Below are 26532 nucleotides of genomic sequence, written 5' to 3'. Positions count from 1 at the left end.
ATCAGGCTGCTTGCTTTGCCTTGATCTGCTCGGCCACGAGCGCCTGCAGATGCCAGAGATTTCGGTCTCGGATCCCCTCGGCCTCAAGATCAACGATCGTGTTGTGCAGATATTGCGCGCACGATCCGCCCTGCCCGCAGGCGTTTGCGATCAGCTCCGCGGTGGTCTGCCTCGGCAATGGCTTGGTGAGGCCGGATCGTCTGGTACTTGCCCAGAAGGTCAGGGCGTTCTTCATGCCTTCAGGCGTCTGCACGCGAACCCACCGGACCATGGCGGCGACTTCGTGGTACTTGATTTCGCGCGCCACGAGCGCACCGAGATCCTGGCGGCGACGCTCTTCGGATAAACGGAGTACCACACCATCACAACGCCCGCCGCGTTCGAGAACCATCATCAGACCTGGTTGTTCGCTGGTTGCCCGCCAACGTTCGATCCTCAGCGAAAACGATCGATGCCATCCATATGCGAATGCTGGCATTCGGGCTGCCGGCTCGAACTCAGGGTTCCAGATAAGGGACCCGTAAGCGAAGACCCAAATCGGTTCGCCACCTGCCTCTCGTTCAATCCTGTCGACGAGACAGTCAAGTTCCGCCTCGGAGAGTGGTGTCCAGCCCGGTTCTGGGCCATCGTCCAGGACGTCTCGCAACGTCAGGGCAACAAGCTCTGGGGTCAACAGCATCATGGTCCCGTTCCGAATTTCGTGCTGTGTTCAATAAAAGATCGGAGCCGCGATTGCTTTCACATCGCGGCTCCGGGTCTTGTTTAGGACTGCACGAAGGCCAGAAGATCGGCGTTCAAGACATCGGCATTGACGGTCAGCATGCCGTGCGAGAAGCCGGGATAGGTCTTGAGTGAACCATTCTTCAACAGCTTTGCCGACTTCAGGGCCGAATCCGCGATCGGAACGATCTGGTCATCTTCGCCGTGCAGTACGAGCGTCGGAACCGTGATCGCCTTCAGGTCTTCCGTTTGGTCCGTTTCGGAGAAGGCCTTGATGCCGTCGTAGTGGGCCTTGGCTCCGCCCATCATTCCCTGCCGCCACCAGTTCTGGATCACACCTTCCTGAACTGTCGCGCTATCACGATTGAAGCCGTAGAACGGACCGGCCGGAACGTCGCGGAAGAACTGGGCGCGGTTCGTCGCGAGCGCCGAACGGAAACCATCGAAGACTTCGATCGGCAGGCCTTCCGGGTTGTTCTCGGTCTTCAGCATCAGCGGCGGCACAGCCGAGACGAGAACCGCCTTGGCGACGCGGCCGGCGGGCTGGCCGTGCTTGGCGACATAGCGGGCAACCTCGCCGCCGCCCGTCGAGTGGCCGATATGCACGGCATTCTTCAGGTCGAGCGCTTCTGCGACGGCGAAGGCATCGGCGGCGTAATGGTCCATATCGTGTCCGTCGGCAACCTGGGCGGAGCGACCGTGACCGCGGCGGTCATGGGCGACGACGCGGTATCCCTTCGAAAGGAAGAAAAGCATCTGGGCGTCCCAGTCGTCCGATGACAGCGGCCAGCCGTGATGGAAGACGATCGGCTGCGCATCCTTCGGACCCCAGTCCTTGTAAAAGATCTCAACGCCGTCGTTGGTGGTTATATATGCCATTGTCTTGGTTCCTTCGATTGGGTTGGTGGCGGGAGCAGCATTGGCTGCGAAGCTGAGAGAGGGTGAAATTGCCATGGCCGCTGCGGCGGCGCCTGCGGAGAGTAGTACGCCCCTGCGTGTTCATGGAAGAAAGGTTCTGAGCCATCTCGCGTCTTGCGATTTCATCATTGAAAACTTCAGGCGACGCTGTGTTCGTCTGACGGATGGATATTGCCGTCAGATCCTCACACCCACAATTGCGTGAATAGTTTCTATTTTATTGCCGGGTCTGCAATAATGAGACGCGCCTTCGCAGAAGTGAAGGTCCGATCTTGAAGCCGCCCCCGAAATCGAGCAAGGCGGCGTTCATATCCGGACGTTTCATCAGGACGAAGAACGATCTCTTTGAGATGCCTGCAGCATCCCTCGCGGCCCGCAAGGCGCCGAGGAAAGGATCCTTGGAGGGTATTTAGCAGAAGGCGGGTGTCTGGTTCCCAGAGCCAACGGCCAATTTAACGTTGCATTATATCACTCCCGTATCTGGAGGTGGAGATTGCAGATGGCGGCAGCTGCGCATGTGATGCCAGCGCCAAGTCCCTTGTTTCTATCGCACCTCAAATTCCGGATCGGGCGGAACCTGCATGGCGAGAGCGAGATGGTTTGTCTGGCCGGCAAGTCCGATGATCGTCAGGAGTTCGCCGTGTTGGGCATCGGTCATTCCCCGCGCACGGGCGGCAGCGGTATGGGATTGAACGCAGTACTGGCAAGCATTGGCGGTTGACACCGCTATGTAGATCATCTCGCGCGTCAACGGATCGATCGCGCCCTCGACCGTCATGACCGATTTGAGCGTTTCCCATACGCGTTTGAGGTTTGCGGGATCGATTGCAAGGGCACGCCAGAAGTTGTTGATGAAGTCGGTCTTGCGTGTCGCTCGGATGTCGTCGAACACGGCTTGCACGGCCGGAATGGCTGCGGCCTCTTGGTCCGACAGGAGTTTGACTGTTGTCATCGAAAGTTCCTCTCCGGGCGCCGATTTACGGCCTCTGAAATTGCCGGGACATCCGGCGCAGCCTGCGGACGATACGAAGAAACGACAGGCGCCGCCAGTCTCCCCGTCGGCGAGGAAACCATCGGCAAGAAAGAACGATCGAAGTCGGTTGTTTTTACGAAAACACGCAAAATTAGAAATTATTGTCTATATCTTTTATAGATTATTTTGTTCGATGACCCTGTCGATTTCAGCGATGAGATTTTCGAACGCCCTTTGAACGCTTCTTCGGGCGCATGTGACCTGCCGACTTCTTCCCATATCAACAGGAGATTTCCATGAGCAATCCGGTTCTCGTCAATCAGATCATTCCCGACACCGATGTCGTGCCGCTGACCGGCCGTGTCGGAGCCGAAATCAAAGGTATCCGCCTCGGCGGAGAACTTTCGGATGCAACGGTGGCGGCCATCAATCAGCTTCTCCTGAAGCACAAGGTCATCTTCTTCCGCGACCAGGGACATCTTGACGATTCCGAACAGGAATCCTTCGCACGCCGCCTGGGCGACCTCGTGCCGCATCCAACCCAGGGACCGGTCGCCGGCACCGCTTCCATCCTCAACCTCGATTCCAGCCGCGGCGGCGGCAGAGCGGACCAGTGGCACACCGACGTTACCTTCGTCGACGCCTACCCCAAATTTTCTGTCCTTCGCGGCGTCGTCATTCCGGCAGCCGGCGGTGACACGATCTGGTCCAACACCCATGCGGCATACGAAAGTCTGCCGGCGCCGCTCAAATTGCTGGCGGATAATTTATGGGCCATTCACAGCAATGCCTATGACTATGCCGCCGTGCGCCCTCGCGCCACGGATGCAGAGAAGAAGCATTTCGAGGAGATTTTCACCTCGACCATCTACGAGACCGAGCATCCGGTCGTGCGTGTTCATCCGGAAACCGGCGAAAGATCGCTGCTGCTTGGGAATTTCGTTCAGCGCCTGATCGGCGTATCGAAGGCCGATTCCGCCAAACTCTACGAGGTCTTCCAGTCCTACGTCACCGCGCCGGAAAATACCGTGCGCTGGCGCTGGAGAGCCGGAGATGTCGCGATCTGGGATAATCGCGCCACCCAGCATTATGCTGTCAACGATTATGGCGACCAGCACCGGGTGGTGCGCCGCGCCACTGTTGACGGCGACGTCCCCGTCAGCGTCGACGGTCGCCGCAGCACAACCCATGTGAAGGCTGCCAAGCGACAAGCAACGGCGGCGTGATCACGGCCGCATGGATGTCGCCCGGCGCAGGTTCTACCAGAGTTTCATGTGCCGGTTGACGTCCTTGTAGAGCAGGTAGCGGAACCGGCCGGGGCCGCCGGCGTAACAGGCTTGCGGGCAGAAGGAGCGCAGCCACATGAAGTCGCCGGCCTCGACCTCGACCCAATCCTGGTTGAGGCGATAGACCGCCTTTCCCTCAAGCACATAAAGGCCATGCTCCATGACATGGGTTTCCATGAAGGGGATCACCGCACCTGGCTCCAGGGTCACGATATTGACGTGCATGTCGTAGCGCACATCGGCTGGATCGATGAAGCGGGTCGTGCCCCAGCGCCCATCGGTGTCGGGCATCGCCCGGATCGGATGGTCATCCTCATGCGTGACGATGGCCGGCGGCAGCTCCAGCCCCTCGACCTCCTGAAAGGCCTTGCGGATCCAATGGAAGATCGCCGCGGTCGAGCCATCGTTTTTCAGGCGCCAGGCCGAACCGGCCGGGATATAGACGAAGGAGCCGGCGCGCAGCGCGTGGCTGACGCCTTCAAGCTCCACCGTCATGCCGCCTTCGACGACGAAGAGGACCGCCTCGGCCCGCTTGTCCGGCTCCGGCCGGTCGCTTCCGCCGCCCGGCTGAACTTCCATAACATATTGCGAGAAGGTCTCGGAGAAGCCGGAAAGCGGCCGGGACAGAACCCATGCCCGCGTTCCCGTCCAATGCGGAAGGACGCTCGTGACGATATCGCTCATGACGCCGCGCGGGATGACCGCGTAAGCCGTGGTGAAAACGGCCTTGCCGGAAAGCAATTGGGTCTGCGGCGGCAGACCGCCAAGCTTCGAATAATACTCTGTCTTGTCCATTGATGCGGCTTTCCAGGCAGGTGTCACTACATCTGCTTTATGCGCCGCCAGCCCGTTAGGCAACTGCCATTGGGCCAAGCGAACCTACCGATCGGCCATCACCAGATGGCCCGGTCCGACTTCACGATAGAAGGTGGCCGGAGGCTGGTAGTCGACCGAGCGCATCGGGCTCTTGATCTCGTCATTGGCCACCATCCGCTTTTCGTGGCGGCGGTCCGGATCGGGCACCGGCACGGCGGCGATGAGTTTCCTGGTGTAGGGATGCTGCGGATTTTCGAAGACGGCGGCCCGTGGGCCGATCTCGACGATCTCGCCGAGATACATCACCGCCACCCGGTGGCTGACGCGCTCGACCACCGCCATGTCGTGCGAAATGAACAGGAATGCGAGGTTGAGGCTCTGCTGCAGGTCCAGCATCAGGTTGATCACCTGCGCCTTGATCGAAACGTCGAGCGCCGAGACGCTTTCGTCGGCAACGATGACCTTCGGCTGCAAGGCAAGCGCCCGGGCAATACAGATGCGCTGGCGCTGGCCGCCGGAAAATTCATGCGGATACCGCGCCGCCATATCCGCAGACAGGCCGACCTTCACCAACAGGTCGGCGACCACGTCCCTTGCCTGCTTTGCATTGCCCATCCTGTGTTCGAGATAGGGTTCGGCGATCGCCGCACCCACCGTCATGCGCGGATTGAGGCTGGCAAAGGGATCCTGGAAGATCATCTGCACGGATTTTCGCATCTCGCGCAGCTCCTTCCTGTCGAGGCCGAGCACCTCCCTGCCCTCGACGAGAACGGAACCGGCTTGCGGCTCGATGAGCCGCATGATGGCGCGCCCCGTCGTCGATTTACCGCAGCCGGACTCGCCGACGAGCGACAGCGTCTCCCCGGCATGGAGATCGAAGGAGACGTTCTCGACCGCGTGCACGCGGCTGGTCAGCCGGCCGAACAGGCCGGAGTGAATGTCGAAACTCTTGGTGAGGTTCTTCACCTCAAGGACCGGCGTCATTGCGACCGTATCGGCGGCTTCGGGCGGAATATCGGATTCCCCCGTTGCCGTATTGACCACGGGGAAACGCAGCGGCCTCTGCCGGCCCTGCATCGAGCCGAGCACCGGCACGGCCGATAGCAGCGCCCTGGTATAGGGATGTCTGCCGCGGTGGAAGATATCGGCGGTGAGCCCGCTTTCGACCTGTTCGCCGCGATACATCACCACCGTCCGGTCGGCGATCTCGGCGACGACGCCCATGTCATGGGTGATGAACAGAACCGAGGTCCCCTCCTCCTCCTGCAGCATCTTGATGAGATCGAGGATCTGGCCCTGGATCGTCACGTCGAGCGCCGTCGTCGGCTCGTCGGCGATCAGCAGTTTCGGCCGGCTGGCAAGGGCCATGGCGATCATCACCCGCTGGCGCATGCCGCCGGAAAAACGATGCGGATATTCGCCGAAACGCGAGGCGGCAGAGGGGATGCGGACTTTTTCCAGCAGCCTGATCGTCTCGGCTTTGGCATCGGCTCGGCTCATATCGGAATGGCAGAGCAGCGCCTCGGAGATCTGATCGCCGATGGTGAAGAGCGGATTGAGCGATGTCATCGGCTCCTGGAAGATCATCGCCACCTCGTTGCCGCGCACCTGCCGCATGGCATGTTCCGGCAAGGCCAGCAGGTCGCGGCCGCCGAGCAGCACGCGGCCGTCGACGCGGCTCGTGTCCGCCTGCAGCAGCCGCATGATGGAGAGCGAGGTGACGCTCTTGCCCGAGCCGGATTCGCCGACGATCGCCACCGTCTCGCCGGGTGCGACAGTGAAGGAGACGTCGCGCACGACCGGTTTCCAGGCGCTATCCACCAGGAAGGAGGTGGTCAGCCTGTCGACGGAAAGAACGGGTGCGCTCGTCTCGATCGGTTGCGCTTGAACCTCAGCCATATCGCTCCCCTTGCGGCTTAATCCGGCCAGCGCAGCGCGGCATCGAAGCGGTGCCGGCTGCGGTTTTCGATCGGCGTCGCGATGATTTCGTTGGAAGCGCGCGCCTTGTCGAGTTCCTCGGCCAGGCGGTTTGCGACGATGACGTCCTGGCCCCGATGCAGGTTGCACGGGTCGAGATAGAAATAGCGGTGCTCCACCTCGTGGTCGCGCACGATGATCGGCGGGTTGCCCCTCGCCAGCGCATCGGCCAGATCCCAGGCGGTGATGTGGGCCTCTTCGGGATCGACGATCAGGCGCAGCCGCTCGAGTGGATTGTTGGTCGGGTCGGGCTCGATCAGCGCGGTCAGACCGGGGCGGCCGTCGAGTGTGCGCTTCCACAGGTTGAGATAGCCGGTCTCGCGTTCGCGGATGCCGGCATGGTCGCGGTTTTCCCAGGCTTCGAGTGCTGCCATGACGCCGAAGATGCTCTCCTTGCCGACCTTCATGCCGCGGCCGATGCCCATGTTCTGCAGGAAGGCGTGACGCACCAGCTCCTTCCGGCCGGCAACGATACCGGAGGTCGGGCCGCCGAGGAACTTGTGGCCCGAGTAAAGTGCGATATCGGCCCCCTGCTCCAGGAAAATCCTGAGATCATATTCCGAGGCCGCATCGACGATCACAGGCACGCCCCTGGCATGGGCGATCTCGACGAATTCCTTCAGGTTCAACAGGCCGTAATCGACGACATGGTGGGAGACGACATAGACGGCTGCGGCTGTTTTGTCGGTGATCGCCTTTTCCATGTGGAAGCGATGCGTCGAGGTCGCCTGGCCGATCAGCACGGCCTTGCCGCCGGCAAGCCGGATCGCCTGGTCGACCGGCGCGCCGTAGCTCACCACATGGCCCATCTGCACCAGCACTTCGTTCTTCTCGGGCACGGCATCCGGCAGCTTTTCGATCGCCAGCAGATTGTCGGCGGTGATGGCGCCGGCGACCGCCAGCGAAATGCCGGCCGAGCAGGAGGCGGTGACGAAGCCCGCCTCACCGCCGGTCAGCCGGGCAATAATGGCGCTTGCCTTGCGCTGCAGGTCGTTGATCTCGACGAAATGCGGCAGGATCGATGCCATCGCCTCGATCGCCTCCGGCACGACGATCGACGCGCCGAGGCTGGTCATCGTGCCGGATACGTTGATGACGGGTCGAAGGCCGAGCGAAGGTCTGATATCATTGGGCATGAAGGTCTCCAGAAGTCTGGGTCGAGGAACGGGCCCTGGGTGGACCCTTCTCCAAATATGAAAGCTCTCGTCAGCCATTCAAGGCAACGATCGCCTCGATCTCGACGGTGATGTTGCCCGGCAGCGAGCCGAAGCCGACGGCTGAGCGGGCATGTTCGCCGGCCGCGCCGAAGACCGCGATCAGCAGATCCGAGCAGCCGTTGATGACGCTCGGATGATCCTCGAACTCAGGCACGGCATTGACCATGCCGAGCAGCTTGACCACCCGCTTGACGCGGGAGAGATCGCCGAGCGCATCATGCATGACAGCGAGCAGATTGATGCCGGTCAGCCGTGCATGCCGATAGGCCTCCTCGACACTGACGCCGGCGCCGACCTTGCCGGCATGCAGGAAGCCATCGGCCTCGCGCGGCCCCTGGCCGGAGAGGTAGAGCATATTGCCCTCCACCACATGCGTCACGAAATTGGCGATCGGCGGCGGCGGCGGCGGAAGCTTGATGCCGAGGGCGGCTAACCGTTGGTAAGGCGAGTTCTCGACCTTGCCGGCGGCGGTGGGAAACTGATTCACGCAAACTCCTGTCATGCAAATTTGGATTGGGCCGACGTCTGGTCGGCGGATTAAAGGTCCTTGCGAAGTCTTGGATCGAGCATGTCCCTGAGGCCGTCGCCGACCATCTGCAGCGACAGTACCGAGAGGATGATGGCGACACCCGGAAACAGCGTCATCCAGTCGGCCTGGCCGATATATTGGCGGCCGGCGGCGATCATCGTTCCCCAGGTCGGGATTTCGGGGCTGACACCGAGGCCGAGGAAGGAGAGCCCGGCTTCGGCGAGCATGGCGCTGGCAAAGAGGAAGGTGGCCTGCACCAGGATCGGCGAGAGCAGATTGCGCAGCACATGCCGGGTCATGATGTGGAAGGTCGAAATGCCGAGCGCCCTTGCCGCCTCGACATAGGGCAGCTCGCGAATGACCAGCGTCGACGCACGGACGATGCGGGCAAGGCGGGGCGCATAAACGATCGACAGCGCGATGATAACCGTGGTCAAGGAGGGACCGAGGGCGGCGACAAGCGCGATCGCCAGCAGAATATCGGGAAAGGCCATCATCGCGTCGATCAGCCGGGCGATCGGCGTATCGAGCTTCTGGAAAAAACCGGCAAGCAGGCCGAGTGTCACGCCGATCACGGCTGACAGGCTGACGACCGCCACCCCGACGAGCAGCGACAGGCGGCCGGCAAAGATCGTGCGCGAGAAGACGTCGCGGCCGAACTCGTCGGTGCCGAAGAAAAAGGTGCCGCTCGGCGGTTTCAGCCGGTTGACGATGGAAAGTTTGGACGGCGAATAGGGCGCGACGACAGGGGCGAAGACAGCCAGCAGCACGAAGATCGTCAGGATCAGCAGGCCGAAAGCCACCGTCTTGCGCTTCAGCAGGCGGCGGACAAATTTGCTGCCTTCGCTCTCGGCGGGCTTGATCGCGATATCGGCCATCAGTAGCGCACCCTCGGATCGACCAGCAGATAGAGCATGTCGATTGCAAAATTGATCAGCACGTAGAGGGCGGCGATGACGAGCAGCGCCCCCTGGATGACGGGGTAATCGCGGCGCAGCACCGCCGAGACGACGAGATTGCCGACACCCGGCAGGCCGAAGACGGTCTCGGTGACGACGGCGCCCGAAATCAGCACCGCCGCCGTCAGGCCGAGCACCGTCAGGATCGGGATCAGCGCATTCTTCAGCGCGTGCTTGAGGATGACCTTGCGCTCGACCAGCCCCTTGGCGCGCGCCGTGCGGATATAATCATCGCCGAGCACATCGAGCATCGACGCGCGGGTGAAACGCAGGATCAGCGCCGAGGAGACGATGCCGAGCGCGAAGGCCGGCAGGGTCAGATGATACATCCGCTCAAGGAAGGTCGAGCCGGGGCCGCCATAACCCGAGACCGGGAAAAGGTTGAGCCGAACGGCGAAGAACTGCATCAGGATGAGGCCGAGCCAGAAGCTTGGGATGCTGGCGGCAAACATCGCCAGCGTCGTTGCCGCCTGGTCGACGAAGGAGCCGCGCCGATAGGCCGCATAGATGCCGATCGGCAGCGCGATGACGCCGGCAATGGCCAGCGAAAACAGCGTCAGGAAGAAGGTCGGCTCGGCGCGGTCGAGCAGAGCCGAGGTGACCGGCATGTTGAGGAAGATCGACTGGCCGAGATCGCCCCTCAGCAGCTGACCGATATAATAGACGTACTGCAGGCCGAGCGACTGATCGAGGCCGAGGCGGGCCCGAAGATCGGCAACATCCTGCGGCGTCGCATCTGGCCCGAGCATGACGGCAGCCGGGTCCCCCGGCGTCACGCGCACGATGACGAAGACGATCGTGACGACGAGAAACATCACGACGATCATGCCGAACAGGCGCTGGAGGATGTAGCGGATCATGAATGCTGGCCTTCAAGCCCTTGCAGATGCGGCAGAAAAGAAGACCGGCACCGGCCACGAAGGGCCGGCGCCGACGGCGATGTTTACTTCTTGATCGAAGCGTTCCAGAAATACGGCCATGGGGCCGGATCGACACCTTCGAGCTTGACCGATTTCGCCGAGACGGCGTTGAAATCGCCGATCTTCATAAAGGGCGCATCTGTATAAACCGCCTTCTGGACATCGGCCCAGAGCGCGGCGCGCTTCTTCGGGTCGACCTCGGCGGTGAAGGCATCGACGGCGGCCTTGCGGGCCGGCGTATCCCACCAGCCGGGCGAGCTGGTCGAAAGCGAGCCGATCAGGGCCGGCTCCGGTAGGAACGGGCTGTGGGTGATGTAGATATCCCAGAGCTTCGGATCGGTGCGGCGCTGAGTCAGCGTCGCCCAGTCCACCACCTGCATATCGACGGTGAAGCCGGCAAGCTTCAGATATTCTGCGGCGACCTGCGCCATCTTATAGTGGAATTCGTACTGCCGGCTGGTCAGGATGCGGATCGGCTCGCCATTATAACCGGCCTTCTTGGCAGCAGCGGCCGCCCCTTCCGGATCCGCGAGATTATAGGCGCCTTCGACGCCGGCATCGGTCGACCAGGAAAAGGACTTCGGATAGATGGCGCCGTCGAGCGCATAGAAATCCTTGCTGCCGAAAGCGGCGGCCAGCATGTCTTCCATGCTGAGTGCCTGGCGGATCGCCTTGCGGACCTCGACATTCCCAGCAACACCTTCCTTCGTGTTGAAGACGAAGACCGGATAGCCGAAGGGCTTCAACATGACCGGCTGCGAGGCAGTCGACGCCTTCACCTTGTCGTAGGATTCGACGGCGATCGAATCGACATAATCATACTGGCCGGAGACGGCGGCTTCGACACGGGTGTTCGGATCGGGCACCGGCACGAAGCGGATTTCATCGAGATATTGATGGCGGGCGCCGCCATAACCATTGCTGTCGCCTTCGCGGGACTTATAGCCATCGAAGCGGACGAGCTGGATATACTGGTCGGCCTTGCGCTCCTTCAGCATATAGGGACCGGTGCCGATGAACTCCTTCATCGGCTCGTCCTGTTTTTCCGACGGGATGATGATCGCCGCCGAATTGTTGAAGGCAAGCAGCGAGGTCAGCGGCGCATAGGGCTGCTTCAGCGTGATGGTGACGGTTGAAGGATCGACAGCAGTGATCTTGTCGATGAAGCCGGCCACCTGCTTGCCGCGCGAGGCGATCTTCATCCAGCGGGTCAGCGAGGCGACGACATCGTCCGAGGTCATGTCGCTATTGTCGTGGAATTTGATGCCGGTCCTGAGCTTGATCGTATAGGTTTTGCCATCTGCGCTGATCTCGGGCAGGCTTTCGGCCAGTAGCGGCGTGACGTTCCAGCTCTTGTCGAATGTGTAAAGCGTTTCGAAAATATGCTGGGTGACGATGCCGACGAGATCGGCCGTCGACGACATCGGATCGAGCGTCGGCGGCTCGCCGATCGTCGCGACATTGATGACGCCGCCCTTTTCCTGGGCAAGCAGGGTCGAAGGCAGGGCGACGAGCGCGGTGCCAAGGAGAAATGCGACAAGTGTTTTCATGAGAAGGCTCCCGGTCCAGTTCCACAATTATGTAATTCATCTTTTTGTAAGAGAATAAGAGCTGGATTGATCCTGTCAAGCGTGGGTGACCGATTATGCCTCTGCCGGGATACCGGAACGCGAGAAAACACAATCTTCGGCTGCGCCTGCACGAAGGCTGCGCATTATGCCAAGCACACGGATGGTCAGGCTTCAGCGGAACGGGAGAAAAGAATGAACATCAATTTCAAGGGCGGAAAATGGCTGAACGAACCGGCCAGCTGGCACGCCGACGACACCGCCCTCACCCTGACGACCGATGAAAAAACCGATTTCTGGCGGGAAACCCATTACGGCTTCACCCGCGACAGCGGCCATTTCCTTGCCTTTCCCACGGCAGAGAGCTTCACCGCCCAGATCCGCATCCAGGGCGAATTCCGCACCCTCTACGACCAGGCTGGCCTGATGGTGCGCCTCGACGGGAAACGCTGGGTAAAAACAGGCGTGGAATTCACCGACGGCGAAGCTTTCCTCAGCACCGTCGTCACCGACGGCAGGTCCGACTGGTCGGTGTCGCAGCCCTTCAAGGAACTCGAAGATTTCCAGATCCGCGTCACCCTCGCCAACGGCGCCCTGCGCATCCAGACCTCTCGCGACGGGAGCCGCTGGCCGCTGCTGCGGCTAGCGCCCTTCCCGGCCGCCGACGGTTACGAAGTCGGGCCGATGGCCTGCACGCCGGAGCGCAGCGGGTTGACGGTGCGGTTTTCGGAGTTTTCGATCGGGTTGGCGATTGCGACGGATCTTCATGATTTGAGTTAGACGCTATTATAAGATTCTCTGCGGACACGATCTGGGGTGATCCACGACTGTTGGCCGTTCTGTTCGTCGCCCCTGCTGTAAATGCCACACAAATAGGACTGTCATTTTCGAGATGACATCCGCCCCATTCTCTGCGAAAAAGAGCGCGATGAGAGACAGGGGCGCCCGTCGACAGACGGGCTGAGAAGCACCCTTCGAACCTGAACCGGATAATGCCGGCGGAGGGAGTCGCTCGGGGTCGCGGCTCGCCGTACGAATTACCCCGTGCCCGCCCCCGCCTGAAAGGGGCCACATGCAGACCAGGACCACACCAGGAGCCATGCTGAAGGCGATGCGCGAGAAGCCGCCGCTCGTTCAGTGCATCACCAATTACGTCGCCATGAACATCGCCGCCAACGTCCTGCTGGCCGCCGGCGCCTCGCCCGCCATGGTGCATGCCGCTGAGGAAGCCGGCGAATTCGCCGGCATCGCCAACGCGCTGACCGTCAATATCGGCACGCTGTCGTCGCAATGGATCGACGGCATGCAGGCCGCAGCGAAGGCAGCGACCTCAGCCGGCAAACCCTGGGTGCTCGATCCGGTCGCCCATTATGCCACGGCTTTCCGCCGCGATGCGGTCGCCGGTCTGCTGGCGCTCAAGCCCACGATCATCCGTGGCAATGCCTCCGAGATCATCGCGCTCGCCGGCGGCGAGAGCCGCGGCCAGGGCGTCGACAGCCGCGATCCGGTTGAACAGGCGGAAGGTTCAGCGCGATGGCTCGCCGAGCGCCAGCAGGCGGTCGTCGCCGTCACCGGTGCAGTCGATTTCGTCACCGATGGGGAGCGGGCGGTGCGGATCACAGGCGGATCGGCCTTGATGCCGCAGGTCACCGCCCTCGGCTGCTCGCTCACCTGCCTCGTCGGCGCCTTTGCCGCCACAGTGCCCGAGGATATGTTCGGGGCGACGGGCGCAGCACTCGCAACCTTCGCCATCGCCGGCGAAGAGGCAGCACTCGGTGCGGCCGGTCCCGGCTCCTTCGCCTGGCGCTTCCTCGATGCGCTGAACGCGCTTGACGCCGAAACGCTCGATGCCAGGGCCAGGATATCGGCCGCATGAAGACCTTCGATCTCTCGCTCTATCTCGTCCTCGACCCCGATCTCTGCGCCGGGATCGGCATGGTCGAGACCGCCCGCCTTGCCGTTGCCGGCGGCGCGACAATGGTGCAACTGCGCGACAAACATGCCGGCACGACCGGGATGATCGAGACCGGACGCGCGTTGAAACAGGCGCTTGATGGCACCGGCGCCCTGCTCATCGTCAACGACGATGTCGAGGCGGCCATCGCCATCGGCGCCGACGGCCTGCATATCGGCCAGGAAGACATGGATGCGGCGAGAGCGCGCAAGATGATCGGCCCCGGAATGATCCTCGGCCTGTCGGTCGAGACCGAGGCGCTCGCCGCTGCCGTCGATCCCAGCCTCGTCGATTATACCGGCGTCGGCCCGGTGTTTGCGACGCCGACCAAGGCCGACCACAAGCAGCCGATCGGCTTTGAGGGCCTGGCAAGGCTGGTGGCGGCTTCGCCGGTGCCGTCGGTTGCGATCGGCGGCCTGAAGGCAGAGCATGTGGCCGAAGTCTTTGACGCGGGCGCCAAGGGGCTTGCCGTCGTCTCCGCCATCTGCGGCACGCCGGACCCTGAAGCCGCTGCTCGCCGCATCGCCGGAGAAATCCGAAAGGCCCGCGCATGATCCGCAACGTCTTATCGATCGCCGGCTCCGATCCCTCGGGCGGCGCCGGCATCCAGGCCGATCTCAAGGCCTTTTCCGCTCGCGGCGTCTACGGCATGGCGGTACTGACCGCGCTGACGGCGCAGAACACTCAAGGTGTCACCGGCGTGCATCTGGTGCCGCCGCAATTCGTCGCCGACCAGATCAACGCCGTCTTTGCCGATGTGCGCGTCGATGCCGTCAAGATCGGCATGATCGCCAATGCCGGCATCGCCGATGCCGTCGCCAACGCGCTTGTTGCCGCACTGGCCGACCGGCGCAGCATCCCCATCGTCATCGACCCCGTCATGATCGCCAAGGGCGGCGCCGCCCTGCTGGCACCCGAAGCGGTCGACGTGCTGACCAGCCGGCTGCTGCCGCTGGCGACACTTCTGACCCCGAACCTGCCGGAGGCCGCCGCCCTGCTGCACCAGCCGGTGGCGACAAACCGGTCTCACATGGCGGCGCAGGCCGAGCAGCTGCGCGCGCTCGGCCCGGCGGCCGTGCTGGTCAAGGGCGGTCATCTCGACAGCGACGACAGCCCCGACGTGCTTGCCACAGCCGACGGCCTGCACTGGTTCGAAGCCAGACGCGAGCCGACCAAGAACACCCACGGCACCGGCTGCACGCTGTCGAGCGCGCTGGCGGCAGAGCTTGCCAAGGGCGCCTCGGTGTCTGAGGCCGTCGCCATCGCCAAGGATTACCTCGCCGGCGCAGTCGCGGCATCAGGAAGCCTCACCGTCGGCTCCGGCCACGGCCCGGTGCAGCATTTTCATGCGCTCTGGAGAGTCGAGGGATAAGCGCGCACATCGACGCACGCTTCCATCGAAACGGCTCGGGCTCGCGCCCCGAGCCGTTTTTGCGTTCGGCAACTACCTTGCTTTGAAAGCAGGAGCGTAACGGCGAGCAGCGTTGCGACCCATCTGAAAAATCCCTGTTGACAAGCCCAGCCAGATCGCCAAATCTATGTCATTAAAAGGGGATATATTCCGTAATAGAGGAATATCAGGAGGAGTGACGGGTGCCAGACCTGCTTGTGAGCTTATACTCCACACAGCTTGCCGATCTGAAGCGGAAAGCCGACGATGTCAGCGTTTCCATCCGCCCGGCCCTTCCCCCGGAATTGCATCTCGTCGTCAACTGGGTTCGCGAAAACTTCAGCGAAAACTGGGCGAGCGAAGTTGCAATCGCCTTCGCGCGTCAGCCTGTTGCCTGCCTGATCGCCGTCGACGGCGGCAAGCTCAAGGGCTTTGCCTGCTATGACACGACGGCGCGCGGCTTCTTCGGCCCGACCGGCGTCGACCGCCAAGCGCGCGGCAAGGGCATCGGGCTCGCCCTTTTTTCCGCCTGCCTTCAGGCGATGAAGACGCTCGGTCACGCCTATGCCTTCATCGGCGATGCCGGCCCGGTCGATTTCTACGCCGGGACCGCCGGCGCCATCGTCATCCCCGCCCCCGACAAGGGCATTTACGAAGGCATGCTGAGAAGCACGCCGAAATGACCATCTGATCCCGGAGTTACAGAATTGTCCTCGACCCCGCTCGCCCTTTTCGTCGGCCTTCCGAATCCCGCGATTTCGGATGATGAATTCGCCCTCTTCCGCGAGACCAATCCGCTCGGCCTCTTCGTCGGCCGGCGCAACCAGCGCGAGCCGGAACAGACCAGGCGCCTGATCGAACGCTTTCGGCAAGCCGTCGGCCGCGACGATGCGCCTGTCTTCACCGACCAGGAAGGCGGCCGCGTCCAGCATCTCGATGCCGGGCCTTGGCCGCTTTTCCACAGCTTCGGCCAGTTTGCCGAACTTGCCCGCCGCGATTTCGATCTCGGCAAAAAAGCACTGCGCCTTTCCTCCCAGGCCATGGGCGCGATGATGACGGAACTCGGTCTTTCCAGCGGCTGCTCGCCCGTTCTCGATCTCGTCTTCGAGACGACGAGCGCGGTCATCGGCGCCCGCTCTTTCGGCCCGGATCCCGATGTCATCGCCGCCCTCGGCCGCGAGGTGGTCAATGGCCTGCTCGAGACCGGCAACATGCCTGTGATCAAGCACATTCCCGGCCATGGCCGTGCGACGCTTGACTCCCACAAGGAGCGCCCGGTGGTCGACGCCTCCCGCGCGACGCTCACTGCGACCGATTTCAAGCCCTTCGTCGCGCTGAAGGATACGCCCTGGGCGATGGTCGCCCATGTCGTCTACTCGGCCTATGACGCGGAGCTGCCGGCCTCCGTCTCACCTGTCATGCACGACGTCATCCGCAACGACATCGGCTATGACGGCGTGCTGATTTCCGACTGCATCTTCATGGAGTCGCTCGCCGGCACCCTGCCGGAACGCGTCAGGCAGGTGCTCGACGCCGGCTTCGACATCGCCCTCCACAGCCATGGCGACATTGCCGAAAGCGAGGCCGCCGCCAAGGCCGCCCGGCCGCTGACGGACGCCGCGCTGCAACGGATCGCCGCCGGCAAGGGCCGCCTCGGCAATCTCAAGGTCGACGTCCGCGCCGCCCATGCTGAAGTCGAAGACATGTTTGCAAGCGCGCTGCTCTCCTGACCGGCGCATCTCTCATCGTATAAAAAAGGGGAATAAGACATGAAAAAATATCTTCTTGCCGCCGCTGCGCTGACGCTGCTTTCGGGCTCTGCCCTGGCGCAGACGATCCTGACGGTAAATATCGAACCGGCGACGACCTGGGTTCGCAACTTCAATCCGTTCAACCAGACCTCGTCGCGCCAGTCGACGCTCGATTTCATCTACGAGCCGCTGGTTATCTTCAATCGCTTCGACAGCAACAAACCGGTTTATCGCCTGGCCGAAAGCTTCAAGCTCTCCGACGATCTGAAGAGCATCGATTTCAAGCTGCGTCCGAACCTGAAATGGTCGGACGGTAAGCCGCTGACCGCAGCCGACGTCAAGTTCACCTATGATTATCTAAAGAAATTCCCGGCGCTCGACTTCGTCAGCATCTGGACCTTCATCACCGACGTGCAAGCCGTCGACGGCCAGACGGTGCGCTTCACGCTCGCCAATCCGAGCTCGCTCGCCGCCGAGCAGATCTCGCAACTGCCGATCGTTCCCGAATATGTCTGGAAGGACGTCGCCGATCCGGTCACTTTCGCCAATGAGACGCCGGTCGGCAGCGGCCCGCTGACTGAGGTGCCGCGCTTCACCGGCCAGACTTACGACCAGTGCCGCAATCCGAATTACTGGGACAACGCGCATCTGAAGGTCGATTGCATGCGCTTCCCGCAGCTTGCCGACAACAACCAGATGCTGACGGCGACGGCCGACGGCACGCTCGACTGGGGCGTCTCCTTCATTCCCGATATCGACAATGTCTACGTCTCCAAGGACCCGGCGCATTTCCACTACTGGTATTCGCCGAGCAGCATGGTCGCCTTCCTGTTCAACCTGGACACGGCGAACGAGAACAACAAGAAGGCCTTCAACGATCTGAAGTTCCGTCGTGCCGTCTCGATGGCACTCGACCGCAAGACGATGATCGATGTCGCCGGCTACGGCTATCCGACGCTGAACGAAGACCCCGGCCTGATGGGCGAGCTTTACAAGAGCTGGGCGGATCCATCGGTCAAGGCCGACTTCGGCAAGTTCGCGACTTATGACGCCGATGCCGCCAAGGCGCTGCTCGACGAAGCGGGCTATAAGGACAAGGACGGCGACGGCCTCCGCGACAATCCCGATGGCAGCAAGATCTCCTTCTCGATCATCGTCCCGAGCGCCTGGACCGACTGGATCGACACCGTCAACCTCGCCGTCGAAGGCATGCAGGCAGTCGGCATCGACGCCAAGATCGAAACGCCTGAAGAAGCCGTCTGGACCGGCAACCTCATCAACGGCACCTTCGATGCGGCGATCAACAGCTTGCCGGCATCGGCCTCGCCCTATTATCCCTACAAGCGCGCCTTCAGCGCTTCGGACAAGGGCAAGACCCGCTTCACCGCGCAGCGCTGGTTCAATCCTGATGTCGAGAAGCTCGTCACCGAGTTCACCCAGACCGCCGATCTTGCCGAGCAGAAGGATGCGATGAACAAGGCGCAGCGCATCGTCGCCGAAAATATGCCCGTCATTCCGGTGTTCAACAATCCGAACTGGTATCAGTACAACACCAAGCGTTTCACAGGCTGGTCGACCAAGGAAAACCCCTTCGTCAATCCGTCGATCTCGCGGACCAACCCGGCACGCCTGCTCAACCTCTTGGCCCTCGAACCCGTCAAGTAAGCATCATCATCCCGGGAGCGGCGTCAGAGCATGATGCCGAAAACTGTAAGCGGTTTTCGGATGCTCATCTAGACGCGCCGCTCCCGTCACGACGGAGTTCCCATGGCTTTCCTGCTTCGCCGCCTCGTCTTTTACATGGCAGCCTTCATCGCGGCAGCGACGATCAATTTCTTCCTGCCGCGGCTGATGCCGGGCGATCCGGTGCAGATCATGTTCTCCAGCGCCGGCACCGAATTGCCACCGGAAAGCCTGCAGGCGCTGAAGCTCACCTTCGGCTTCGTCGACGGCCCGCTCTGGCAACAGTATCTCACCTATCTCGGCAGCATCTTCACCGGCGATCTCGGCCGCTCGATCAAGTATTTCCCGCTGCCGGTCACATCGGTGCTCGGCCATGCTCTCATCTGGACCGTCGGCCTGATGGGCACAGCGACGATCATCAGTTTTGCACTTGGCACCCTGCTCGGCATCGCCGCCGCCTGGCGCCGCGGCAGCAGGTTCGACGTTATCGTCTCCGTCGGCGCGATTTTCGCGACCTCGGTGCCGGCCGTCGTCACCTCGCTGATCGTGCTCTTCATTTTCGGCTTCACGCTCGGCTGGTTTCCGAACGGCTACGCCGCCGATCCATCGCTCGATCCAGCCTTCAGCCTGCAATATCTCGGCAGCGTCGCCTATCACGGCATCCTGCCGATGGTGACGCTCTGCACGGTGCTGATCGGCGGCTTCACCGTCACCATGCGCAACAACATGATCAACCTGCTCGGTGAGGACTATATCGTTATGGCCCGCGCCAAGGGACTTTCCGACCGACATGTGATGCTCTGGTACGCCGCCCGCAACGCCCTGCTGCCGACCGTCTCCAGTCTCGCCATCGCCATCGGCACCATCCTCGGCGGCTCGCTGGTGACGGAGGTCGTCTATAACTATCCCGGCCTCGGCAACATTCTCTACCAGGCGATCCTCGCCCGCGATTACCCTGTCATCCAGGGCCAGCTCCTCATCATGACTGCGACCATGCTGATTGCCAATTTCATCGTCGACGTCAGCTATATGCTGCTTGACCCGCGGCTGAAGGGAGCGTGAGATGATGACCCTACTTCGAAACCGCAAGGCGCTCACCGGCCTCGTCATCATCGCCGTCATCATCATCATCGCGATCGCCGCACCGCTGCTGACGCAATATGATCCCGCCGCCCGCACCGGGCGGCCGCACCAGCCGCCGTCGCTCGACCATATCCTCGGCACCACCCGCATCGGCCAGGATGTCTTTGCCCGGCTGATTTACGGCGCCCGCACCTCGCTTGCCGTCGGCTTCGGCGCCGGCCTGCTGATCACCCTTGTCGGCACCGCGCTCGGCATCATCTCCGGTTATCGCGGCGGCAGAACCGACGAGGTGATCAGCTTCTTCACCAATATGGTGCTGGTCGTTCCCAACCTGCCGCTGCTGCTGGTGCTGGCCGCCTTCATCGGCCAGGCAAGCCCGCTCGTCATCGCCCTCATCCTTGGCGCCACCTCCTGGGCCTGGGGCGCACGCGTCACCCGCGCCGAAACGCTCTCCGTCAAACACAAGGATTTCATCAAATCGGCCGAGATGATGGGCGAGCCGCAATGGCGGATCATGACCTTCGAGATCTTTCCCAACGTGATTTCGATCGTCGGCATCAATTTCATCGGCAGCGTCATCTTCGCGATCATCACCGAGGCGACGCTGGAGTTTCTCGGCCTCGGCGATCCCCGCGCGATCTCGTGGGGTACAATGCTCTACAATGCCCAGAAGGCCTCGGCCCTTTCGGTCGGTGCATGGTGGGATATTCTCACCCCCTGCTTCGCGCTCGCCTTCCTCGGCATCGGCATGTCGCTGTTGAACTTCGCCGTCGACGAGATCGCCAATCCGCGGCTGCGCACCGGCAATCACCTGAAGCGCTGGTCCCTGCTCGTCCGTTCCGGGGAGGGCCGCCTGTGACGCAGCCGTTGCTTTCGGTGAGGAACCTCACCATCGACTATATCGGCGAGGAGAAGGATTTCCGCGCCGTCGACGATGTCAGCTTCGACGTGGCGCCGGGCGCGGTCTTCGGCCTTGCGGGCGAATCCGGCTGTGGCAAAAGCACCATCGCCTTTGCCATCAGCCGCCTGCACAAACCGCCGGCTCTGATCCGCAAAGAGAGCCGCATCCTGCTCGACGGCCGCGACGTGCTCGGGCTCGACCGGCAGGCGCTTGCCGCATTCCGTTGGCGCGAGGTCGCCATGGTCTTCCAGAGCGCCATGAACTCGCTGAACCCGGTGCTGCGCATCGAGGCGCAATTCTACGATATGCTGCGCACCCACAAGGGCATGAGCCGTGCGGCGGCCCGCGAGCGCACCGCCGAGATGCTGAGGCTCGTCGACATCGCGCCGGACCGCATGCGTGACTATCCGCATCAGTTTTCCGGCGGCATGCGCCAGCGCATCGTCATCGCCATCTGCATGGCGCTCGATCCGAAGCTCGTCGTCATGGACGAGCCGACGACGGCGCTCGACGTGGTCGTCCAGCGCGAGATCCTGCAGCGCATCAACGAGCTGCGCCGCAATTTCGGCTTCTCCGTGCTGTTCATCACCCATGATCTCGGGCTGATGGTGCAGTTCTGCGACCGCATTGGCATCATGCTGTCAGGCAGGCTGGTGGAGCAGAACACGGCCGAGGCGATCTACCGGACGCCGCAGCACGACTACACCAAAAAGCTCTGGGCCTCCTTCCCCTCGCTGCATGGAGGAGTGCTGTTATGAGCGATGCCATACTCGCGCTCGACGCGGTGACGAAGACTTTCGGCCATGGTCCCGGCGCCGTGCATGCGGCGCGCGTCATCTCGTTTTCGCTGCATGCCGGCAGGGCGCTGGCGCTCGTCGGCGAATCCGGCAGCGGCAAGACCACCTGCGCCCGCATGGCGATGCGCGAATATCTGCCGACATCGGGCCGGATTCTCTACAAGGGCCGGCCGGTCGAAGCGGCGAACTCCGCCGAGATCGCCCGCTACCGCCGCTCGGTACAGATGATCTTCCAGGATCCCTTCGCCTCGCTGAACCCCGCCCACACCATCGCCCATCATCTGAGGCGGCCGCTGAAGCTGCATCGCCCGGAGATCAAAGGAAGCGAGATCGACGGCGCGGTCCGCGAACTGCTTCACCGTGTCAGGCTCGATCCCGATCTTCTCGCCCCGAAATATCCGCATGAACTCTCCGGCGGCCAGCGCCAGCGCGTCAACATCGCTCGCGCACTCGCCGTGAAGCCGGAGGTGATCGTCGCGGACGAACCGACCTCGATGCTCGATGTCTCGGTGCGCCTCGGTGTATTGAATCTGTTGAACGAGATGAAACAGGAGATGAACCTCGGCCTGCTCTACATCACCCATGACATCGCCACCGCCCGTTATGTCGCAGAAGACATCGCCGTGATGTATGCCGGTCAGATCGTCGAATGGGGCAGTACCGCCCGGGTGATCGACAATCCGCTGCATCCCTATACAAGGCTGCTGCTCTCGGCCGTGCCCGATCCCGACATCCGCTTCGAGGATCCGAAGGCCCGTCTCCGGCCCGACGAGGTCGAGGATATCCGCCGCCGTTCGGCCGCGCCGCAGGACGAGATCGTCGAAGTGGAGCCGGAGCATTTCATGCGGATGATCTGACAGCCCGTTTGATTGCGCCTCAGCTGAGTTCTTGCGCAAGCCCGAGGAGAAGCCCTTCGGGCCCACGGATGTAGCAGAGCCGATACGCGTCCTTATACTGGACGACCTCGCCTACGAGCTGCGCGCCCCGCGCGCTGAGCCTTTCCAGCGTCATGTCGATGTCATCCACGGTGAACATGACGCGGAGATAGCCGAGCGCGTTGACCGGAGCGTTGCGGTGATCTGCGACGATATCAGGCATGAGGAAGCGGGAAAGCTCGAGCCGGCTGTGGCCATCAGGTGTGCGCATCATGGCAATCTCGACGCGTTGATCGCCCAGTCCAGTGATACGTCCGGCCCATTCTCCTTCGATCGTGGCCCGTCCTTCGAGCTCGAGGCCGAGTTCGCCAAAGAAATCAACCGCTGCTGCGAGGTCTTCGACGACGATGCCTACATTGTCCATCCGCTTGAGCGCCATGTTTCCAATCTCCAAAGTGTCGTTGCAATCTACGAGGTGCCGCCTCGTCTGACAAAGGACGTTTGAGGCGCCCCAACACCGACAGCCGTCCGAACCCAATTCGCTGCTGTCCACATCAGAAGCTTGAATCATGGACCGCCTCAAACCACCGCGCCGTTTTCAAACGGTCTCCGAGGCCTGCTGACTGGCCCGGCTCATCGCCGCATGCTAGGGGACGGTTCCTTTCAAACGAGGCAAAGCCGTCATGCTGCCCTGGATACAGCTCGATTCCGCGACCATTCCCGGTGAAAACGGCGAACTGCGATTGAAGCGGCGCGGCGGCGAATTCTCGATCATGCTCGGCGCCAATGAGCTGATGAACAGCCGCCTCAGCGGCTCGGAGGAAGCGCTGGCGACACTTTCCTGGGAGCGGATCAAGGCGCATCCGAAGCCGAGAATCTTGATCGGCGGGCTCGGCATGGGTTTTACCCTGCGCGCCGCCCTGGCAGTTCTTCCCGAAGATGCCGGCGTCACCGTCGCCGAACTGGTGCCTGCTGTCGTTGCCTGGGCCCGCGGCCCGATGACCGAGGTCTTCAAGGGCTGTCTCGACGATCCGCGCGTCGGCATCCATCAGGGCGATGTCGGCGAGGCGATCCGCGCCGGCAAGGCCGCCTATGACGCGATCCTGCTCGACGTCGACAACGGCCCGGATGGGTTGACCCGAAAATCCAACGATCGGCTCTACGATTTCGCCGGCCTTCGCGCCGCCCGCGACGCACTTCGCCCCGGCGGCGCGCTTGCCGTCTGGTCGTCCGGTCCGGATCCGGATTTCACCAGCCGCCTCAAGGACAGCGGTTTTTCCGTCGATGCAGTCAACACCCGCGCCAACGGCAAACGCGGCGGCGCCCGTCACGTCATCTGGCTGGCGGTCAAAGCGACGAGCTGACGGGAGGCCCTGAAGTATTCCTCAGGCGGCGTCCGTCTGCAATTCGCCCTCTTCGCCCTGGCCGCGGAAAGCCTGCAGCATCAGGTTGAGAAGCTCCTTGGTGGGCTCACTACAGGCGAAAAGGTCGTGCCGTATGGCGTCTATGATGTGACGGCCAACACCGGCTTCGTCAGCCTCGGCATAACGAGCGACACGGCCGAGTTCGCGCTGCAGGCAATCCGATGTTGGCGCGAGCGAATGGGATGCGAGCGCTATCCAACAGCAAGCGACCTGACTATTACCGCAGACTGCGGCGGCTCGAATGGTGCGCGCGTGCGGCTGTGGAGGCTCGAGCTGCAAAGGCTCGCCGACGAGACCGGCCTCACCCTCACGTCCACCATTATCCGCCGGGCACATCCAAGTGGAACAGAATAGAGCACCGCCTGTTCTGCATACCACGCAGAACTGGCGCGGCCGACCGCTGACGGATCGTGTCGCAGTGGTGGAGCTGATCGGCGCGACAACGACGAAATCCGGCCTCAAGGTCGAATGCGCACTCGACACCCGCATCGACCAAAAGGGCATCAAGGTCAGCGATGCAGACATGGGGATTCTCGACATCACCGGCGACCCGTTCCATCCTGAATCGAACTACACAATCAAGCCCCGACGGTCGTAGCAGTTATTGCGCGGAGTGTCCTAATGGCGCAGGATCTTGCTCAGGAAGGCGCGGCTGCGGTCGGTTTTCGGGTTGGCGAAGAATTCATCCGGCGTGCCGCTCTCGACGATCGTGCCGGCATCCATGAACACCACGCGCTGGGCGACCTTGCGGGCAAAACCCATCTCGTGGGTCACCACCATCATGGTCATGCCTTCCTCGGCGACGGCGACCATGACGTCGAGCACTTCCGAGATCATCTCGGGATCGAGCGCCGAGGTCGGCTCGTCGAACAGCATGATTTTGGGGCGCATGGCGAGGCAGCGCGCGATCGCCACACGCTGCTGCTGGCCGCCGGAAAGCTGTGCGGGATAGGCATCGAGCTTGTCGGCAAGGCCGACCTTGGCAAGCAGTTCGCGGCCGGCCTTCTCGGCCTCGGCACGCGGGATCTTGCGCACGTGGATCGGCGCCAGCGTGACGTTCTCCAATGCTGTCTTGTGCGGGTAGAGGTTGAACGACTGAAAAACGAAGCCGATCTCGGTGCGCAGCCGTGTCATGTTGGTAGCGGGATCGCCGAGGCGCTGGCCGTCGACGATCAAATCGCCGTCACGGATCGTCTCCAGACCGTTGATGCAGCGGATCAAGGTGCTCTTTCCCGACCCGGACGGGCCGCAGACGACGACAACTTCGCGCGGCTCGACGCTCAGCGTGATATCCTTGAGCACATTCAGTGGGCCGAACCATTTGTTGACGCCGCGAAACTCGATCATGCTGGTTCAACCTTTCGGATTTTGCGGCGACGTCACAATTGCACCTCGCCATGGCCGGTTCCCATCCGGTGCTCCAGACGGCGGGCGAGCATGATCAGCGGATAGCAAACGATGAAATAGCCGAAGCCGACCAGGAAGAAGACCAGCAGGCCGTTCGGCACTCGCTGCACCACCAGCCAGCCGACCCGGGTGAGGTCGGTGAGCCCGATGGCCGAGACGACGGAAGAATCTTTGATCAGCAGCACATACTGCCCGACCAACGGCGGCAGCACGATGCGCATCGCCTGCGGCAGCACCACCTGACGCATCCGCTGCCAGCGTGACAGACCGGACGCCAGTGCCGCCTCGATCTGACCGATTGGTACCGCGCGGATGCCGGCGGCGACGATCTCGCAGATGAAGCAGGCGGCCAGGTTTGTCAGCGCAATGATGCCGGCGGTGAAGGCGTCGAGCTCGATGCCGAATTCCGGCAGAATGAAGAATATCAGGAAGATCTGGACCAAGAACGGCGTGCCGCGGATCAGGTCGACCCAGGTGCCGATCGCCCCGCTGACCAGCCGGTTGCTGCCGGTTCGAAGGATGCCGAGGCAAAAGCCGATCAACGTACCCAGCACCAAGCTGATCAGCGACAGCATGATGGTCATGCTGAGGCCGCGCAACGCGAGGGGATAGCTGCCGGCGAGGCTTTGCAGCTGCTGCCAAATCATGTCCGCGCTCCTGTTGGTGCCATTCCGAGCCGACGTCCGGACAGCGCCGCCAGCCCCTTAAGAGCGTAATAGAGCAGGAGGTAAAACGCCGCGATGGTGATGAAACCTTCCGCCGGCATGAACCGATCAGAGGCGAGCAGTTGCCCGGCACGCGTCAGTTCGGCGACTGAGATCAACGATAACAACGCCGAATCCTTGACCAGCACGATCGCTTGGCCCAGCAACGGCGGGATCGTTACCTTGAACGCTTGTGGCAGAACGACGAAGCGCATGCGTTGGATATAGGTCATGCCAGAAGCGACGCCCGCCTCCACCTGGCCGCGGGGGATCGACAGGATGCCGGCACGGATGATCTCGGCGACATAGGCGCCGCTATTCAGCGACAAAGCGAGAATGCCGACAACGAGTTCCGGCAGGATGAAGCCGAGCCGGGGCAGGCCGAAATAGAGGAAATAGAGCTGCGCCAGCAATGGCGTGGCACGCACCATGTCGATATAGGCCTTGGTCGGAAGACGAAAAAGCCGGGCGCGCTGCAGGTTCATGGCGGCCAGCACGATGCCAATGGCGAGCGCGCCGGCAAAGGAGAGGAGCGACAGCCACACGGTCGTAATGAGGCCCTGCCCGAACAGGGGCAGATATTCAACGATGGTGCGGAAGCTGAAGTTCTCGAGCATTGCGGGCGGACTACCTCAGGCGGCAAGGGGACGAATTGTCCAGACGGTTCCGCAACGCCGAGG

The 26532-nt window shown here is 62.3% G+C and carries 27 protein-coding genes, 1 pseudogene and 1 riboswitch; of the genes and pseudogenes, 14 read left to right on the top strand and 14 right to left on the bottom strand.

The window, feature by feature from the left end; translation table 11 throughout:
* Nucleotide 1: 1 nt before the first annotated feature.
* The 3 genes from HJB83_RS11640 to HJB83_RS11630 form a co-directional block, all read right to left on the bottom strand.
* Complete coding sequence (locus HJB83_RS11640) at nt 2–679, bottom strand: gamma-glutamylcyclotransferase (RefSeq protein ID WP_207585630.1); 678 nt, start codon at nt 677–679, stop codon at nt 2–4.
* Nucleotides 680–762: 83 nt separating this feature from the next.
* Nucleotides 763–1599 (bottom strand): alpha/beta fold hydrolase, encoded by an 837-nt coding sequence (locus HJB83_RS11635; protein ID WP_207585246.1) that lies wholly within the window; start codon nt 1597–1599, stop codon nt 763–765.
* Nucleotides 1600–2182: 583 nt separating this feature from the next.
* Nucleotides 2183–2590, bottom strand: a complete 408-nt coding sequence (locus HJB83_RS11630) for a carboxymuconolactone decarboxylase family protein (RefSeq protein WP_221131906.1) — start codon at nt 2588–2590, stop codon at nt 2183–2185.
* Nucleotides 2591–2907: 317 nt separating this feature from the next.
* Here HJB83_RS11630 and HJB83_RS11625 point away from each other — a divergent pair, with 317 nt between their 5' ends.
* Nucleotides 2908–3837 (top strand): TauD/TfdA family dioxygenase, encoded by a 930-nt coding sequence (locus tag HJB83_RS11625; RefSeq protein ID WP_207585244.1) that lies wholly within the window; start codon nt 2908–2910, stop codon nt 3835–3837.
* A gap of 33 nt (nt 3838–3870) precedes the next feature.
* Here the strand turns inward: HJB83_RS11625 and HJB83_RS11620 are convergent, their stop codons facing one another.
* From HJB83_RS11620 to HJB83_RS11590, 7 genes are all read right to left on the bottom strand, one after another.
* Nucleotides 3871–4692 carry a bifunctional allantoicase/(S)-ureidoglycine aminohydrolase gene (locus tag HJB83_RS11620; RefSeq protein WP_207585243.1) on the bottom strand — a complete coding sequence of 274 codons (822 nt, stop codon included), beginning with the start codon at nt 4690–4692 and terminating at the stop codon, nt 3871–3873.
* A gap of 84 nt (nt 4693–4776) precedes the next feature.
* Nucleotides 4777–6612, bottom strand: a complete 1836-nt coding sequence (locus HJB83_RS11615) for an ABC transporter ATP-binding protein (protein WP_221131905.1) — start codon at nt 6610–6612, stop codon at nt 4777–4779.
* A gap of 17 nt (nt 6613–6629) precedes the next feature.
* Nucleotides 6630–7826 (bottom strand): aminotransferase class V-fold PLP-dependent enzyme, encoded by a 1197-nt coding sequence (locus tag HJB83_RS11610; protein ID WP_221131904.1) that lies wholly within the window; start codon nt 7824–7826, stop codon nt 6630–6632.
* Nucleotides 7827–7896: 70 nt separating this feature from the next.
* Entirely contained in the window at nt 7897–8409 is a 513-nt protein-coding gene (locus HJB83_RS11605; protein WP_207585240.1) for a RidA family protein, read from the bottom strand.
* A gap of 35 nt (nt 8410–8444) precedes the next feature.
* Entirely contained in the window at nt 8445–9314 is an 870-nt protein-coding gene (locus HJB83_RS11600) for an ABC transporter permease (RefSeq protein WP_207585239.1), read from the bottom strand.
* Nucleotides 9314–10255 (bottom strand): ABC transporter permease, encoded by a 942-nt coding sequence (locus HJB83_RS11595; protein WP_207585238.1) that lies wholly within the window; start codon nt 10253–10255, stop codon nt 9314–9316. Before HJB83_RS11595 ends, HJB83_RS11600 begins: the two co-directional genes overlap by 1 nt.
* An 83-nt stretch (nt 10256–10338) precedes the next feature.
* Nucleotides 10339–11865: an ABC transporter substrate-binding protein gene (locus HJB83_RS11590; RefSeq protein ID WP_221131903.1), complete on the bottom strand. Its 1527-nt coding sequence runs from the start codon at nt 11863–11865 to the stop codon at nt 10339–10341.
* Between the two features lie 213 nt (nt 11866–12078).
* On the opposite strand from HJB83_RS11590, the gene HJB83_RS11585 reads away from it, so the two are divergent.
* The 11 genes from HJB83_RS11585 (at nt 12079) to HJB83_RS11535 (ending at nt 22299) form a co-directional block, all read left to right on the top strand.
* The gene (locus tag HJB83_RS11585; RefSeq protein WP_221131902.1) at nt 12079–12663 is read left to right on the top strand and encodes a DUF1349 domain-containing protein; all 585 of its coding nucleotides are present in this window, start codon (nt 12079–12081) and stop codon (nt 12661–12663) included.
* 147 nt (nt 12664–12810) lie between these two features.
* Nucleotides 12811–12907: riboswitch (TPP riboswitch) on the top strand.
* A 48-nt stretch (nt 12908–12955) separates the two neighbouring features.
* Nucleotides 12956–13759, top strand: coding sequence for a hydroxyethylthiazole kinase (thiM, locus tag HJB83_RS11580; RefSeq protein WP_221131901.1), 804 nt, complete (start codon nt 12956–12958; stop codon nt 13757–13759).
* Complete coding sequence (gene thiE / locus HJB83_RS11575) at nt 13756–14391, top strand: thiamine phosphate synthase (RefSeq protein WP_207585234.1); 636 nt, start codon at nt 13756–13758, stop codon at nt 14389–14391. The genes thiM and thiE overlap by 4 nt, the downstream gene beginning before the upstream one ends.
* Complete coding sequence (gene thiD, locus HJB83_RS11570; protein ID WP_207585233.1) at nt 14388–15209, top strand: bifunctional hydroxymethylpyrimidine kinase/phosphomethylpyrimidine kinase; 822 nt, start codon at nt 14388–14390, stop codon at nt 15207–15209. The genes thiE and thiD overlap by 4 nt, the downstream gene beginning before the upstream one ends.
* A 221-nt stretch (nt 15210–15430) precedes the next feature.
* Nucleotides 15431–15910 (top strand): GNAT family N-acetyltransferase, encoded by a 480-nt coding sequence (locus tag HJB83_RS11565; protein ID WP_221131900.1) that lies wholly within the window; start codon nt 15431–15433, stop codon nt 15908–15910.
* Nucleotides 15911–15934: 24 nt separating this feature from the next.
* On the top strand, nt 15935–16957 hold the full coding sequence (locus HJB83_RS11560) for a glycoside hydrolase family 3 N-terminal domain-containing protein (RefSeq protein WP_221131899.1): 1023 nt from the start codon (nt 15935–15937) through the stop codon (nt 16955–16957).
* 39 nt (nt 16958–16996) lie between these two features.
* Nucleotides 16997–18643 carry an ABC transporter substrate-binding protein gene (locus HJB83_RS11555; protein WP_221115698.1) on the top strand — a complete coding sequence of 549 codons (1647 nt, stop codon included), beginning with the start codon at nt 16997–16999 and terminating at the stop codon, nt 18641–18643.
* A gap of 102 nt (nt 18644–18745) precedes the next feature.
* Nucleotides 18746–19723: an ABC transporter permease gene (locus HJB83_RS11550; RefSeq protein ID WP_207585229.1), complete on the top strand. Its 978-nt coding sequence runs from the start codon at nt 18746–18748 to the stop codon at nt 19721–19723.
* A 1-nt stretch (nt 19724) separates the two neighbouring features.
* Complete coding sequence (locus tag HJB83_RS11545) at nt 19725–20603, top strand: ABC transporter permease (RefSeq protein WP_207585228.1); 879 nt, start codon at nt 19725–19727, stop codon at nt 20601–20603.
* The gene (locus HJB83_RS11540) at nt 20600–21403 is read left to right on the top strand and encodes an ABC transporter ATP-binding protein (protein WP_221131898.1); all 804 of its coding nucleotides are present in this window, start codon (nt 20600–20602) and stop codon (nt 21401–21403) included. The genes HJB83_RS11545 and HJB83_RS11540 overlap by 4 nt, the downstream gene beginning before the upstream one ends.
* Entirely contained in the window at nt 21400–22299 is a 900-nt protein-coding gene (locus HJB83_RS11535) for an ABC transporter ATP-binding protein (protein ID WP_221131897.1), read from the top strand. Before HJB83_RS11540 ends, HJB83_RS11535 begins: the two co-directional genes overlap by 4 nt.
* Before the next feature lie 19 nt (nt 22300–22318).
* On the opposite strand, the gene HJB83_RS11530 is transcribed toward HJB83_RS11535, so the two are convergent.
* Nucleotides 22319–22756, bottom strand: a complete 438-nt coding sequence (locus tag HJB83_RS11530) for a VOC family protein (protein ID WP_207585225.1) — start codon at nt 22754–22756, stop codon at nt 22319–22321.
* A 244-nt stretch (nt 22757–23000) separates the two neighbouring features.
* Here HJB83_RS11530 and HJB83_RS11525 point away from each other — a divergent pair, with 244 nt between their 5' ends.
* Nucleotides 23001–23681 (top strand): spermidine synthase, encoded by a 681-nt coding sequence (locus HJB83_RS11525; protein WP_207585224.1) that lies wholly within the window; start codon nt 23001–23003, stop codon nt 23679–23681.
* A 120-nt stretch (nt 23682–23801) separates the two neighbouring features.
* Nucleotides 23802–24339 (top strand): annotated as a pseudogene (locus HJB83_RS34710) (ISAzo13 family transposase); the annotation flags it as partial.
* A 20-nt stretch (nt 24340–24359) separates the two neighbouring features.
* On the opposite strand, the gene HJB83_RS11510 reads toward HJB83_RS34710, so the two are convergent.
* The 3 genes from HJB83_RS11510 to HJB83_RS11500 are packed head-to-tail and all read right to left on the bottom strand — an operon-like array spanning nt 24360 to nt 26469.
* The gene (locus tag HJB83_RS11510) at nt 24360–25088 is read right to left on the bottom strand and encodes an amino acid ABC transporter ATP-binding protein (protein WP_207585221.1); all 729 of its coding nucleotides are present in this window, start codon (nt 25086–25088) and stop codon (nt 24360–24362) included.
* Between the two features lie 32 nt (nt 25089–25120).
* Nucleotides 25121–25795 carry an amino acid ABC transporter permease gene (locus tag HJB83_RS11505; protein ID WP_207585220.1) on the bottom strand — a complete coding sequence of 225 codons (675 nt, stop codon included), beginning with the start codon at nt 25793–25795 and terminating at the stop codon, nt 25121–25123.
* Complete coding sequence (locus tag HJB83_RS11500; protein ID WP_207585219.1) at nt 25792–26469, bottom strand: amino acid ABC transporter permease; 678 nt, start codon at nt 26467–26469, stop codon at nt 25792–25794. The genes HJB83_RS11505 and HJB83_RS11500 overlap by 4 nt, the downstream gene beginning before the upstream one ends.
* Nucleotides 26470–26532: the final 63 nt, after the last annotated feature.

It is taken from the genome of Rhizobium sp. NZLR11, from assembly GCF_019685115.1.
Lineage (GTDB): Bacteria > Pseudomonadota > Alphaproteobacteria > Rhizobiales > Rhizobiaceae > Rhizobium.
The sequence above is the reverse complement of the archived record's forward strand: the minus strand, read 5'-3'. Positions and strand labels throughout refer to the sequence as shown.